Source organism: Shewanella sp. YQ_9, assembly GCF_043103185.1.
In the GTDB taxonomy this organism is placed as follows: Bacteria; Pseudomonadota; Gammaproteobacteria; order Enterobacterales; family Shewanellaceae; genus Shewanella; species Shewanella algae.
In genome coordinates this window covers 177,109-190,347 of sequence record NZ_JBICJO010000026.1, presented here as the reverse complement: position 1 = coordinate 190,347, position 13,239 = coordinate 177,109, and the positions used below count along the sequence as shown (strand labels likewise).

Annotated in this window: 11 protein-coding genes; 3 read left to right on the top strand and 8 right to left on the bottom strand. The window is 54.7% G+C overall.

Annotated elements, in window-relative coordinates; genetic code table 11:
* The first annotated feature begins 115 nt into the window (after positions 1-115).
* Complete coding sequence (gene tyrS / locus ACF8D4_RS08045; RefSeq protein WP_054744332.1) at positions 116-1,312, top strand: tyrosine--tRNA ligase; 1,197 nt, start codon at positions 116-118, stop codon at positions 1,310-1,312.
* A gap of 100 nt (positions 1,313-1,412) precedes the next feature.
* Here the strand turns inward: tyrS and ACF8D4_RS08040 are convergent, their stop codons facing one another.
* From ACF8D4_RS08040 to gltB, 8 genes are all read right to left on the bottom strand, one after another.
* Positions 1,413-1,844 carry a hypothetical protein gene (locus ACF8D4_RS08040; protein ID WP_052678787.1) on the bottom strand — a complete coding sequence of 144 codons (432 nt, stop codon included), beginning with the start codon at positions 1,842-1,844 and terminating at the stop codon, positions 1,413-1,415.
* 90 nt (positions 1,845-1,934) lie between these two features.
* A complete protein-coding gene (locus ACF8D4_RS08035; protein WP_025010533.1) occupies positions 1,935-2,408 on the bottom strand; it encodes a nuclear transport factor 2 family protein in 474 nt (157 codons plus the stop codon).
* 2 nt (positions 2,409-2,410) lie between these two features.
* Positions 2,411-3,034, bottom strand: a complete 624-nt coding sequence (locus tag ACF8D4_RS08030; protein ID WP_190532882.1) for a trimeric intracellular cation channel family protein — start codon at positions 3,032-3,034, stop codon at positions 2,411-2,413.
* Positions 3,034-3,408, bottom strand: a complete 375-nt coding sequence (locus tag ACF8D4_RS08025; protein WP_025010535.1) for a DUF2721 domain-containing protein — start codon at positions 3,406-3,408, stop codon at positions 3,034-3,036. Before ACF8D4_RS08025 ends, ACF8D4_RS08030 begins: the two co-directional genes overlap by 1 nt.
* 70 nt (positions 3,409-3,478) lie before the next feature.
* Complete coding sequence (locus tag ACF8D4_RS08020) at positions 3,479-4,468, bottom strand: cobalamin biosynthesis protein (RefSeq protein WP_144159506.1); 990 nt, start codon at positions 4,466-4,468, stop codon at positions 3,479-3,481.
* A 19-nt stretch (positions 4,469-4,487) separates the two neighbouring features.
* Positions 4,488-5,180, bottom strand: coding sequence for a 5'-methylthioadenosine/adenosylhomocysteine nucleosidase (locus tag ACF8D4_RS08015; RefSeq protein WP_045283528.1), 693 nt, complete (start codon positions 5,178-5,180; stop codon positions 4,488-4,490).
* 218 nt (positions 5,181-5,398) lie between these two features.
* Positions 5,399-6,805, bottom strand: coding sequence for an FAD-dependent oxidoreductase (locus tag ACF8D4_RS08010; protein WP_392468575.1), 1,407 nt, complete (start codon positions 6,803-6,805; stop codon positions 5,399-5,401).
* 6 nt (positions 6,806-6,811) lie between these two features.
* Complete coding sequence (gene gltB, locus ACF8D4_RS08005; RefSeq protein WP_392464891.1) at positions 6,812-11,260, bottom strand: glutamate synthase large subunit; 4,449 nt, start codon at positions 11,258-11,260, stop codon at positions 6,812-6,814.
* Between the two features lie 500 nt (positions 11,261-11,760).
* On the opposite strand from gltB, the gene ACF8D4_RS08000 reads away from it, so the two are divergent.
* Together ACF8D4_RS08000 and ACF8D4_RS07995 are read left to right on the top strand one after the other, a co-directional pair.
* Positions 11,761-12,681: a TIGR01212 family radical SAM protein gene (locus ACF8D4_RS08000; RefSeq protein WP_025887834.1), complete on the top strand. Its 921-nt coding sequence runs from the start codon at positions 11,761-11,763 to the stop codon at positions 12,679-12,681.
* A 148-nt stretch (positions 12,682-12,829) separates the two neighbouring features.
* Positions 12,830-13,195 carry an Hpt domain-containing protein gene (locus ACF8D4_RS07995; protein ID WP_025010539.1) on the top strand — a complete coding sequence of 122 codons (366 nt, stop codon included), beginning with the start codon at positions 12,830-12,832 and terminating at the stop codon, positions 13,193-13,195.
* Positions 13,196-13,239: the final 44 nt, after the last annotated feature.

The following is a 13,239-nucleotide window of genomic DNA, read 5'->3' as shown; positions in this document are numbered from 1 at the left end:
TACCAATTTCTTAATTCTTGGGCATATTGCCTTAGTGTACACACTTTCATTTAGGCTGGCTAACAAGTAACATAAGTCTCTTTGAATTTGAAGAGCCTTGGGAGTTGTTGGCGAGATGGCTGATTTAGCACAAATAATGGCGGAAATTAAACGTGGTACCGACGAGATTTTGCTCGAAGCGGATCTGCTGGAAAAGCTGAAAGAAGGTCGACCACTGAAAATCAAGTTGGGTGCTGACCCGACTGCGCCGGACATTCACCTTGGCCATACCGTAATTCTCAACAAACTCAGACTGTTCCAGGACCTGGGACACGAGGTTATCTTCCTCATCGGTGACTTTACCGGTATGGTCGGCGACCCGAGTGGCAAGAACAGTACTCGCCCGCCACTGACCCGTGAGCAGGTGCTGGCCAACGCCGAGACCTATAAGGAACAGGTGTTCAAGATTCTTGATCCTGCCAAGACCCGGATTGAGTTCAACTCCAGCTGGTTGGAAGATCTCGGCGCTGCCGGCATGATCCGTCTGGCCTCCCGTCAGACAGTGGCCCGCATGATGGAGCGCGACGACTTCAAGAAGCGTTATGCCTCGGGTCAATCGATTGCTATCCATGAGTTCATGTACCCGCTGCTGCAGGGTTATGACTCAGTGGCATTGAACGCCGATGTCGAACTGGGCGGTACAGATCAGAAGTTCAACCTGCTGATGGGCCGTGAGTTGCAGAAAGCCGAGGGCATGAAGCCACAGGCGGTGATCATGATGCCACTGCTGGAAGGGCTGGACGGCGTGAAGAAGATGTCCAAGTCTGCCGGCAACTATATAGGTGTCAGTGAAGCTCCGGATGAGATGTTCGGTAAGATAATGTCTATCTCAGATGAGTTGATGTGGCGTTACCTGGAGCTGCTGTCTTTCCGTCCACTGACTGAAATCGAGCAGTTCAAGGCCGATGTCGAAGCCGGTGCCAACCCCAGGGATATCAAGATAGCCCTGGCGAGAGAGATTATCGGTCGCTTCCACAGTGAAGAAGCAGCCGAGGCTGCCCATCAAGCCTTTATCAATCGTTTCCAAAAGGGTGCCATGCCGGATGATATTCCCGAGCTGACTCTGGAAGCAGGTGAAGGACTGGCGATTGCCAATCTGCTGAAAGAGGCGGGTCTGGTTGGTTCAACCTCCGATGCCATGCGAATGATCAAACAAGGTGCGGTGAAGATGGATGGTGACAAGCTTGAAGACAGCAAGCTGGTACTGAACGCCGGCACATGCGCAGTATTCCAGGTCGGCAAGCGTAAGTTTGCCAAGGTAACACTGGCCTGAGCCCAAAGTACTTCAATTTAGTACTTCAATCTAAGCGCTTGTTTTAGCCCTTAAAATATCAAACCCGGCACGGCCGGGTTTTTTCTTGCCTGTATCAGGCTCAGTGTTTGTGAGGCGGGCTGCAGTTGTCGGTACCAAAGTAGACCTTGTTCTGGCAGCGCCAACTGAGCACGGCTTTTTCCACTGACCAGTCGCCGGCATTGTTATCGAGCGCCAGAATAAGCAGCATCTGAGGATGCCCTTCCTGGGTGCTGACATTGTAGGTCAGGGTCTTGCCGTGAGAGTGACTGATGCGAATGAACTTAAAGGCCGAGCCTGAGTATTGGCGGCTGATCCCTTCAGGATCTTGACTCCAGGGAGCCTGTTGATGTTGCGCCTGCAACAGCTTTTGATTGAAACGATTTACAGGTTGTGCAGCGTAGGAAACCACCAGAGGTGGTTCAAACTTTTCTTCGGCATTGAATGCTGCCTGGGCCTGAGTCATCAAAGGGAAACACAGGGGCAGGGCAGCCAGTACGGATAAGCGACTCATCTTTACCTCTCGGATCAGAGTGAACCCTGATCTCGCTGTTGGCACTCAGAGGGTTGGACAGTAAAAAACAGGCCGGGTTCCCGGCAAGGATTACTGAGCCGAGAGTTGGTCCGCCATGGTCTGATAGTCCATCAGATCCATATGCTCTTTAACCCTGTGATTAAGGGTATCCAGCTTTAGTGTGGTCACTCCGGGAATGGCGATGTCTATGATTTTGCCCGGTTTGCCGAATTGTTCTCCCGGACCCTTGTAGTGATAGTTGCCTATCATCACCACCAGAGAGCCAGAGTTGAACATGTGCTCTATGTTGAATTGATACTCGAGCACGCCGCGGTGGGCCCGCTCCAGAAACTCTATGATGTGCCTGCCACCCGTGTATTTGCGATCTGCGGTTTTGTCGTTGAAGACACTGTCGCGATTGTAAAAGGTTGCCAGCTCATCATAGTCGTGAGTGGTTAGGGCATGGATATAGCGCACGGCCATCTGCTGCTCCGGCGGCATATCGCCGCTGTTGGCCAGCAATGGTGAGCTTAACAATGCCAGGATCAACCCCAAATAACGCACAATCATTCTCTCTTGGTCTTCAAGTCAAACGCAGGTAACGACAGGTGCCAACGTATGGCGGCCAGACGAATTATCAAGGCTGTGATAAAAGCCAGCATCAGTGCCGCCTCGGCTTCGAGTTTCAGCTGCAGGCTGCAGGTGTACACCAGACCGCCCAGAATAGATGCCGTGGCGTAGATTTCGGTACGCAGCACCATGGGGATCCGGCGGCAAAGCAGATCCCGAATAATGCCTCCTCCCACTCCGGTGATCAAGCCCATGACTACGGCTATCATACCGCCGTATTCCATTGTCAGAGCCTTCTGGGCGCCGATAACGGTAAAGAGTGCCAGGCCGACGGCATCGGCTATGGCAAGGCTAGATGGGGGCAAACGCCAGGGCCGGCGTACCAGAATCAAGGTCAACACCACGGTCAGCAGTATCACGTAGAGATAGTTGTGGTCATGAAGCCAGAATACCGGAGCGCCCAGAATTGTGTCTCTGAGGGTGCCGCCGCCGATGGCGGTGACCGCTGCCAGCACCAAAACGCCGAATGGATCCATCCTGTGCCGGCCGGCAGCCAGAGCGCCGGAAAGGGCGAATACGGCGGTACCAAACAGATCCAGGCTATAGACCCACAGCGTCATTAGCTCATCTCTTTGAGATGAATGTTGAGGGCATCAACCGAGATACGGATTTCAATCACCGACAGGATCAAGGAATACAGCAGCAACAGCAAACTGGCGCCGAAAATCACCGAGCCTGTGGTATTGAAGCCAAGATAGATAAAAATCATACACAGTACGCACAGGGCGAAGCTGGTGACACCGGCCTCCTGCATGCGGCGGATGATAACGATGCGGCGGCGCAGGTTTTTCAGCTGTTCGGCAGCAACGGGTTTATCACCGCCACTCAGGGTGCGGATCAAGGCGGCCAGCGAGAAAAATCTGTTGGTATAGGCCAGCAGTAGCAGGGAAATAGCCGGAAACAGCAGTGCCGGGGTCGTCAAAGAGATATGCATATTGTCCAGCACGGCGGTTTTCTCAGTGGCAAGCGGGGAATGAAGGCATTATAAGGAGAAAATGAATAATTTAAAGCGTTTGTGAATAACGTAACAAAACCCAAATCAGAGGTAACAATACGACGAAAGCAAACCAGATGGCGAAGGTGCGAAATGTCAGTGAAATCGCCTTGGGAATGGTCTTGTGATCCGGCACTGGGCCCGGGCCCACTTTCTCCACCTGAACCTTGATGCCGGAATATTTTTGTGGTCCGCCAAGCTCTGTCATCAATACATACGCCGCCATGGTTGCCACCTGGAAGTTAAAGCCGATGGGAAAGCGGCTGTGAGGTGTTTGCCAAATCAGTTTCAGTGCCTGGGGGCCGCCCTGAATCGCCAGGGTAAAACGCCACAGCTGCGCCGGGATATACAGCAGTACCTGATTGACCAGAAACACGGGCCGACCGAAGAAACGGTATTGTGGATCCAGACACCACCAGCTTTGCTCCAGCTGTTTTAACATTCTCACCAGCAGCACCATGGGCGCGCCGGCGAGGCAGAAGAAAAATACCACAGTAACAGTGCCATGAATGGGAGTAGTCACCAGCTTTTCTATGGTAGCCTTGGCGATGCCAGCCTCGGATAGTTCGGCAGTGTCGCGGGCGACCCAGGGGGAGAGCAGCTCTCTGGCGGCCGGTTTGTCTCCCCGCCTGAGGGCCTGGTATATCTCTTCGGCTTCCTGAATGAAACAGGCATCGTTGAGACATAGATAGAGGATCAAAAACTCAAAGAACCAGGGGAATGCCGCCAGTTCCAGCAGGAAGGTGATGATTAACCAAAATGGCAGCACCAGCAGCAAAATGGCCAGAGAGCCGGCAATCAGTTGCTGCCTTTCGTCTCTGTCGCCCCGTTTGACCTTGGCGGCCAGTGACTTGGCCAGGTGGCTCAACCAGGCCAGAGGTTGAAAAGCCTGGGGCAGCGGCGCCAATCGCGCCAGTAATAAGGCAAAAAACAGCACCAGAAACCCCTGAATAAGGGGCCCGTCTAAGGCCAGCAGCTGCTCGTAGAAGGGCAGGCTCATGGGCTCCGGTGCTCCTTAATTAAAGGTGATGCAGCATGCCTATGACCATCAGGGCCGAGTGGTGCCCTGCCTTGACCAGATAGGCATCAAAGTCGACCGGAGAGTCGTTGTTGGCATTATCGGACAGAGAGCGGATCACCACAAAGGGCACGCCGAACTGATGACACACCTGAGCAATGGCGGCGCCTTCCATTTCACAGGCGGCCATGGTGGGGAAATGCTTTAGCATGACGGCGGTGCGCTCGGGATCGCAAATAAAGCTGTCACCTGTGCAGATAAGGCCTTCAATGGCTTTGACCTCTCCCAAACCTGCGATAGCCTGTTTGGCCGCCAGCATCAGCTTGTGATCAGGAATAAAGGCTGCCGGTTGCTGCGCCATCTGGCCCATCTCATAGCCAAAGGCGGTGACATCGACATCGTGGTAACGGACTTCATCGGAAATCACTATGTCACCTATCTGCAGCGCATCGACAAATCCACCGGCCGAGCCGGTATTGATGACCGCATCCGGGGCGAACTTTTCAATCAACAGACTGGTCGCTATGCTGGCGGCAACCTTGCCTATGCCGGAGCGGGTAACTATGACTTCTTTGCCAACCAGAGTGCCGCTGACAAATTCAATGCCGGCAACCTTGCTGTGCTGTGGGTTTTCCAAAGAGGCAATCAGGTGAGCAACTTCCGGCTCCATGGCGCCGATAATACCGATTTTCATGGCTTAACCTTCTTTAAATGTCTTGAGTGAGCCTGAGGGCGGCTTAATATAGCACAAGCCAAGGATGGTGCGAATAAGTCAGCCGGTGACAGCCTGGTCGCTGAAGTCAGGCCGCATGTAATAAACGGCTTTGGCTGCGCTATTCCCGGAGTGTAGAACAGATGAAAAAAAGCGCACCCGGGAGGTGGGTTCCCGGATGCGCTCAAAGTGTTGAGTTGTCAGCTGAGGAAGTTGAGTATCCCAAGCGCCGCATCACGTCCTTCGGCGATGGCGGTGACCACAAGATCTGAACCCCTGACCATGTCACCACCGGCAAACACTTTAGGATTGCTGGTTTGGAACGGATTGGCCGCTTCTTTCTCGGCTTTTACCCGGCCCCATTGATCCAGGGCGATATCAAACTCGGCAAACCAGGGCGCCGGGCTGGGTTGGAAACCGAAGGCTACAATCACGGCGTCGGCGTCCAGCAGCTGGTCGCTGCCCGGGATGGGCTCAGGACGCCGACGACCACTGGCATCGGCGTTGCCTAGCGCGGTTTCAACAAATTCGACTCCCTTGACCTTGCCATCGTCTGTAGCAATCGCCACCGGCTGGCGATTAAACAGGAACTCGACCCCTTCTTCGCGGGCATTTTGCACCTCACGGCGCGAACCCGGCATATTCTCCTCGTCGCGGCGATAGGCACAGATAACAGATTCGGCGCCTTGGCGCACCGCCGTGCGCACACAGTCCATGGCGGTATCACCGCCGCCGAGTACTACTACCTTCTTGCCCTTGAGGTCGATATAGGGCTGCGCCGGATCGGCTTGCCCCATTAACTCTCGGGTGTTGGCAATCAGGTAGGGCAGGGCCTGAATAACCCCTTCGGCCTCTTCACCGGGCAGGCCCGCCTGCATGGCGTTATAGGTACCCATGCCGAGGAACACGGCATCGAAGTTGGCCAGCAACTCGGCAAAGGGAATATCCTGGCCGACTGTGACGCCGAGGCGGAACTCTATCCCCATGCCTTCCATCACGTTGCGGCGGGTAGCCATCACTGACTTGTCGAGCTTAAAGGCGGGAATACCATAGGTCAGCAGGCCGCCTATCTGAGGGTACTTGTCAAAGACCACCGCCTTGACTCCGTTGCGGGCCAGGATATCGGCGCAGCCAAGACCGGCCGGCCCCGCGCCTATGATGGCGACCCGCTCGCTTCTGGGCGTCACCTGGCTCATGTCCGGGCGCCAGCCTTGGGCGATGGCGGTATCCGTGATGTATTTTTCCACATTGCCTATGGTGACGGCGCCGAAATCATCATTCAGGGTACAGGCGCCTTCACATAGCCTGTCCTGCGGGCAGACTCGGCCGCAGACCTCCGGCAGGGTATTGGTTTCATGCACCAGGTCTGCCGCTTCCAGGATACGTCCCTGTTTGGCCAGCTTGAGCCAGTTGGGGATATAGTTGTGCAGCGGGCATTTCCACTCGCAGTAAGGGTTACCACAGTCCAGGCAGCGGTCTGCCTGCTGGTCGACCTGCGCCTGGGCAAAGGGTTGGTAAATCTCAATAAACTCTGTCTTGCGGCGTGAGATAGCCTGCTTGATCGGGTCGATACGACCCACTTCGATAAACTGAAAATCGTTACTCATGCTCGCTTACCCCGCTTTTACGGCCAGTTCCGGGCTCGGTTGTTCCAGTTTGAGCAGATCCGAAACCTGAATATTCTTGGGCTTGACCAGGACAAAACAATCGAGCCAGTTTTCAAACTCACTGAGAATGGCACTGGCGTGTTCACTGCCGGTCTCGGCCACATGCTGCTCTATCAGCCCTTTGAGGTGTTGCTGATGAATCGGCGACTCCAGCTTGAGGGTGTCGACCAGTTCGGTATTGACCCTACGGTTGAAGCGGCCGAATTGGTCGAACACATAGGCGAAACCGCCGGTCATACCGGCGCCAAAGTTGACGCCCGTGGTACCCAGCACCACCACTATGCCGCCTGTCATATATTCACAGCCGTTGTCACCGACCCCTTCAACTACCGCCAGCGCCCCTGAATTTCTGACCGCGAAACGCTCACCGGCTCGTCCCGCCGCAAACAGCTTGCCGCCGGTGGCGCCATAGAGACAGGTATTACCGACAATGGCGCTGCGCTCGGATTGGAAGGCGCTGCCGAGCGGCGGATAGATGGCGATTTTGCCGCCGGACATACCTTTACCCACATAGTCGTTGGCGTCGCCGCACAGTGACAGCTCGAGTCCAGGGCTGTTCCAGACCCCGAAACTCTGACCGGCGCTGCCGTTGAAGCTGAGCCTTATCGGCTTGGGACAGCCTTTTACGCCCCAGGTTGCCGCAATATGGCCCGAAAGCGCGGCGCCTACCGAGCGGTCGGTATTATTGATGGGGAAGCAGACATCGAAACCTTCACCCTTGGTGGCGCGCTCGGCGCACTTGGCCAGCAGTTCCTGGTTCAGGCTGCCGGGATCTGCCGGCGTGTTGGTCTCTTTCCAGGTCAGATTGGTGCTTGGCAATACTTCGGGTTTGAACAGGATAGGGGTCAGATCCAGTCCCTGCTGCTTGGCGGTCTGGCCTTCGATGGCCTGCAGCCAATCGCTGCGTCCTACCAATTGTTCAAACTCACTGACCCCCAGCTTGGCCATCCATTCACGCACCTCTTCGGCGACAAACTCAAAGTAAGTCATCACTCGCTCGGGCAAGCCATGATAGTGCTTGTCTCTCAAGGTCTTGTCTTGAGTGGCGACCCCGGTGGCACAGTTGTTGAGGTGGCAGATACGCAGGTATTTGCAGCCGAGCGCTATCATGGGCACAGTGCCAAAGCCGAAGCTTTCGGCACCCAGTAAGGCCGCCTTGATAACATCTGTGCCAGTCTTGAGACCACCATCCACCTGCAGGCGTATTTTGTGTCGCAGACCATTGGCCACCAGAGACTGGTGAACTTCGGCAAGGCCAAGCTCCCAAGGGCTGCCGGCATACTTGACCGAAGTCAGTGGGCTGGCGCCTGTGCCGCCATCGTAGCCGGAAACGGTAATCATATCGGCATAGGCCTTGGCGACCCCTGTGGCTATGGTGCCAACGCCTGGCTCAGAGACCAGCTTAACCGAGATAAGCGCCTTGGGGTTTATCTGCTTGAGGTCGAAGATCAGCTGCGCCAAATCCTCGATGGAGTAAATATCGTGGTGCGGCGGCGGTGATATCAGTGTCACGCCCGGGCGGGCGTGCCTGAGGCCGGCGATTTCAACACTGACCTTATGACCGGGCAGCTGACCGCCTTCACCGGGCTTGGCACCCTGGGCGACCTTGATCTGCAACACTTCGGCGTTAATCAGATAATGGGCGGTAACCCCAAAGCGGCCAGAGGCTATCTGCTTGATGGCCGAATTGCGCTCGCTGTTGAATCGGCTGGCATCTTCGCCGCCTTCGCCCGAGTTTGAGCGACCGCCGAGACGGTTCATGGCGATGGCCAGCGCTTCGTGAGCTTCCGGGCTCAGGGCGCCGATACTCATGGCGGCGCTGTCGAATCTGGGGAAGAGTGTCTTGGCCCCTTCCACATCCTTGATCGCTATGCTCTCGCGCTGCTGTTTGATGCTCAGCAGATCCCTCAAGGTGGCGACAGGCCTTTGGTCTACCAACTCGGCAAACCGTTTATAGAGCGGGTAATCCACCTCTTTCAGAGCCCGTTGCAGGGTGTTGACCACATCCGGGTTAAAGCAGTGGTATTCGCCGCCCTCAACGTACTTGAGCAAACCGCCCTGCGGCAGCGGTACATGGGGGCGGAAGGCCGCCTGACTCAGCAGTTGCTGATCGGCTTCTATACCATCGAAACCCACACCCTGAATACGGCTGACCACGCCGTTGAAGCATTGTTTAATTACCTCGTCGGCCAGGCCTATGGCCTCAAACTGCTGGCTGCAGCGATAGGAGGCGACTGTGCTGATCCCCATCTTGGACATGATCTTGCGCAGCCCTTTCTCAATGCCGTAGCGGAAGTTGAGCATCAGATTAACGATATCCTCGGCCTGATGGCGCTTGGCGAGTTCGGCAATGGACTCGTACACCAGATAGGGGTAAATGGCCGTAGCGCCAAAGCCCAGCAGTACCGCGAAATGGTGCGGATCCCGGGCCGAGGCCGTCTCCACTATGATGTTGGTGTCACAGCGCAGGCTCTTGTTCACCAGCATCTGTTGTACTGAACCTACCGCCATGGCGGCCGGAATGACCAGGGTGTCTTTGCTGACGGCGCGATCCGAGAGCACTATCAGGGTGGTGCCGGTGCGTGCCAGGCGCTCGGCTTCATCCGTGATCCGTTTGATTGCCTGACTCAGGCCTTCGGAGGCCGGATAGTTAAGATCAACCTTGTTGGCACGGTAATAGGTGCTGTCCAGACTCAGCAGTTGGTTGAAGTCACTGAACAGCAAGATAGGCGAGTTGAACATCACCCGATAGGCGTGTCCCGTGGTTTCGTTAAACAGGTTCTGCTCGCGGCCGATACAGGTGGCCAGCGACATCACATGTTTCTCCCGCAGCGGATCGATCGGCGGGTTGGTGACCTGGGCAAACTTTTGCCGGAAATAGTCATACAGCGAGCGCTGTTTCTTCGACAGCACTGCCATCGGAGTGTCATCGCCCATGGAGCCGGTGGCTTCTTCGCCTTTGCTGGCCAGTACCCAGATCACTTGCTCAAGTTCTTCTCGGCTGTAGCCGAACAGCTTCTGGTACTGCAGCAAAGTGCCCTGGTTGAATTCACTGACGCCCTGATCCTGCGGCGACAGTTGCTCAGCCGGTACCAGAGTCTGACTATTCTTTGCCATCCACTCCTTATAGGGGTGACGACGTTTGAGGTCGTTATCGATTTCGAATGACTGATAAAGACGGCCGCTGAGGGTGTCGAGCACCAAAAGTTCACCCGGGCCGACCCGGCCTTTTTCAATCACTTCATCCGGGCCATAGTCCCAGATACCCACTTCCGAGGCCAGAGTGAGAATTCTGTCTTTGGTGATCACATAGCGTGATGGCCGCAGCCCGTTGCGATCAACCGCGCAGGCGGCGTGGCGACCGTTGGTCATGACTATCCCTGCCGGGCCATCCCAAGGCTCCATGTGCATGGAGTTAAAGTCATAGAAGGCCTTGAGCTCTTCATCCATCTCGGGGTTACTCTGCCATGCAGGCGGGATAAGCAAACGCATGGCGCGGTAAAGGTCCATGCCGCCGGCCAGCAGCATCTCCAGCATATTGTCCAGTGACGACGAATCTGAGCCGGTTTCATTGACAAACGGGGCGGCCTGCTGCAAGTCAGGCAGCAGCGGTGAGTTGAACTTGTAAGCCCGCGCCCGAGCCCATTGGCGGTTACCCGTGATGGTATTGATCTCGCCATTGTGGGCCAGAAAACGGAACGGCTGTGCCAGTGGCCACTTGGGTGAGGTGTTGGTCGAGAAGCGCTGGTGGAACAGGCAGATAGAGCTTTGCAGCCTAATATCGGCCAGATCCGGATAAAAGGCCGGCAGATCGGCCGGCATCATCAAGCCTTTGTAGACAATGACCTGGCCGGAAAGGCTGGCTACATAAAAGTCTTTATCCTGGGTCAATTGCTGCTCGAGGCGGCGCCGAGCCATATAGAGGCGCCGCTCCAGATCTTTTTCACGCCAGCCAATGGGAGCATTGATGAGCACTTGCCAAATTTGCGGCAAACTGGACTTGCCTATCTCGCCGAGCACTTCCGGGTTAACCGGAACCGGACGCCAGCCGGCAATACTCAGGGTCTCTTTCTCCAGTTCCCGCTCAAGCAATATTCTGGCTTCGGCTGCCAGGGTTTCGTCCTGGTTTAAAAACAGCATGCCAACGGCGAACTTACGGCTGAGATGCCAGCCCTGCTCGGCCGCAATGGCCTCAAAGAATCCTGTGGGCATTTGCATCAGCAAACCGCAACCGTCGCCAGTGCGTCCGTCAGCTGCAATACCACCACGATGTTTCATGCGGTCGAGGCCATGGATTGCCGTGCGAACAATGCGATGGCTGGCTTCGCCATCCATCTGGGCTATCAATCCAAAACCACAGTTATCCCGCTCGAAACTGGGATGATACAAGCTCATACAAAACCTCCCTTAACATCACTATTACTACTCGGGAGAGAGTACCAAACTCTATAGATATGCACCCGAACCATCCAAATTATCCTGAGACTTGCTAAAGGTCAAACCTAAATATTGCATATATTTGATGATATTTGGGGTGTTTCATACAGAATCTTTAATTGCATTACGTTAACGTAAACTGAAAATTGAGCTGTATAACACTATGAATGAAAAGAAAATCTACTTTGGGGTGATTTGATGTTCACTTAATTTTAACAAATAGCCTCGAATTATCCTTGCAGAAGAAAAACTGATTTCTAGCCTGATTGTCTCTTGCGTTAAAAAATTGCCTGGAGTGACTAAATATTCATAAAAGTGTGAGCTGGATCGGGTTGCATCCAATCGAATTGGTCTTCGATCACCAGCAAAAGCAGCAGTCATTTGTGACATAAATTGACCTGGAGCAGAGCGGCCCTGAACAGGAGTCGTTAGACTGGCGACTTTTTTGAGAGAAGCAAATGGGACTGGACGACTTTGTCACTACCTTTGGTCAATACTGCCGGCAACAATTTGGTCAACGGTTACAAAAGCTGACTCTGGATGCGCGTTTTACCTGTCCCAATCGCGACGGAACTCTGGGGCGCGGTGGTTGCACTTTCTGTAATGTCGCATCCTTCAGTCATGAACATGGAACCGACTTGTCGATTGCGGCTCAGCTCGAGGCCGGCAAACAGAAGATGCAGGCAAAGGCTTCGCGGTTTTTGGCTTACTTCCAGGCTTATACCAGTACCTATGAAGAGTATGCCGAGCTCAAGCGTAAATACGATGAGGCGCTGCAGAGCGAGCAGGTAGTGGGTTTGTGTGTCGGTACCCGCCCGGATTGCGTACCGGATAGAGTGCTTGATCTGCTGGCGCAATATCAACAAAACGGCAGTGAAGTCTGGTTGGAGCTGGGTTTACAGAGTGCTCACGATGCCACGCTCAAACGGATTAACCGTGGCCATGACTTTGCCGTCTATCAGGACGCCGTCTTACGAGCCCGTAGTCGCGGACTCAAGGTGTGTACTCATCTGATCCTCGGACTCCCGGGAGAAGGTATGACGGAGCATCTACAAACTCTGGATGCGGTTTTGGACTCTGGAGTGGATGGTCTTAAACTGCACCCCCTGCATATAGTGGCCGGCAGTACCATGGCCAAGGCCTGGGAAGCGGGCAGGTTGCAGCCGCCGACACTTGAGGAGTATGTTATCAGTGCGGCGCAGTTGATCCGTCATACGCCAAAAGAGATAGTGTTTCATCGGGTGACCGCCTATGCCAGTCGTCCCGTGTTGCTGGCGCCGGATTGGTGCGCTCAGCGCTGGATAGGTTTGGTAGCACTGGTGGATGAGTTGGCGGCCAAGGGCGGGCAGGGCTCTGGGTTAATCAATTTAAATCAATAGCCTATAAACTTTTGTATGAGTTGTTCTCGCTTTTTGTATCACTTATGTTAAATGCAAGAAAGTTTTGACCCGTTTGACGCCTATAAGTTGCACCTGCAATTTTAGCGGGTATGATGTGGTAAATCTGACACATTCGAGGAGCGCCTTCATGGCCACAACTGAACTGGATACTATCTTAGATCTCAATACCCTGGAGCAGTACTGTAGTGCTATAGGTGCCGGCACCTTACTCAAGAGTGTGGTGTTATTTGAACAGTTGCTGCCAGAGTATGTCGCGAACCTGCAAAAGGCCGAGGCGGCCGGAGACAAGGATACCCTGTGTGCCGAGGCTCACAAGTTCAAAGGTGCTGCCGGCTCTGTAGGATTGAAACGGATCCAACAGACAGCACAGCAACTGCAACACGGTGAAGAAGCAGAATGGGAAGCCGGGCACAAAGAGTGGCTGACAATCATTGTTGAACATGCCGGTGAAGATCTGCAGCAACTTAAGTCTTTCCTCGAAGCCAAAGCATAAATTCCGGCCTTGGGTGCCGGAGAGAAGCTCCGGCGCTGCCAAGG

Excerpts from the sequence above, each read along its gene's own strand:
- tyrS (WP_054744332.1), top strand. The coding sequence starts at position 116 with ATGGCTGATTTAGCACAAATAATGGCGGAAATTAAACGTGGTACCGAC.
- ACF8D4_RS08040 (WP_052678787.1), bottom strand. The coding sequence starts at position 1,844 with ATGAGTCGCTTATCCGTACTGGCTGCCCTGCCCCTGTGTTTCCCTTTG.
- ACF8D4_RS08030 (WP_190532882.1), bottom strand. The coding sequence starts at position 3,034 with ATGACGCTGTGGGTCTATAGCCTGGATCTGTTTGGTACCGCCGTATTC.
- ACF8D4_RS08025 (WP_025010535.1), bottom strand. The coding sequence starts at position 3,408 with ATGCATATCTCTTTGACGACCCCGGCACTGCTGTTTCCGGCTATTTCC.
- ACF8D4_RS08020 (WP_144159506.1), bottom strand. The coding sequence starts at position 4,468 with ATGAGCCTGCCCTTCTACGAGCAGCTGCTGGCCTTAGACGGGCCCCTT.
- ACF8D4_RS08015 (WP_045283528.1), bottom strand. The coding sequence starts at position 5,180 with ATGAAAATCGGTATTATCGGCGCCATGGAGCCGGAAGTTGCTCACCTG.
- ACF8D4_RS08010 (WP_392468575.1), bottom strand. The coding sequence starts at position 6,805 with ATGAGTAACGATTTTCAGTTTATCGAAGTGGGTCGTATCGACCCGATC.
- gltB (WP_392464891.1), bottom strand. The coding sequence starts at position 11,260 with ATGAGCTTGTATCATCCCAGTTTCGAGCGGGATAACTGTGGTTTTGGA.
- ACF8D4_RS08000 (WP_025887834.1), top strand. The coding sequence starts at position 11,761 with ATGGGACTGGACGACTTTGTCACTACCTTTGGTCAATACTGCCGGCAA.
- ACF8D4_RS07995 (WP_025010539.1), top strand. The coding sequence starts at position 12,830 with ATGGCCACAACTGAACTGGATACTATCTTAGATCTCAATACCCTGGAG.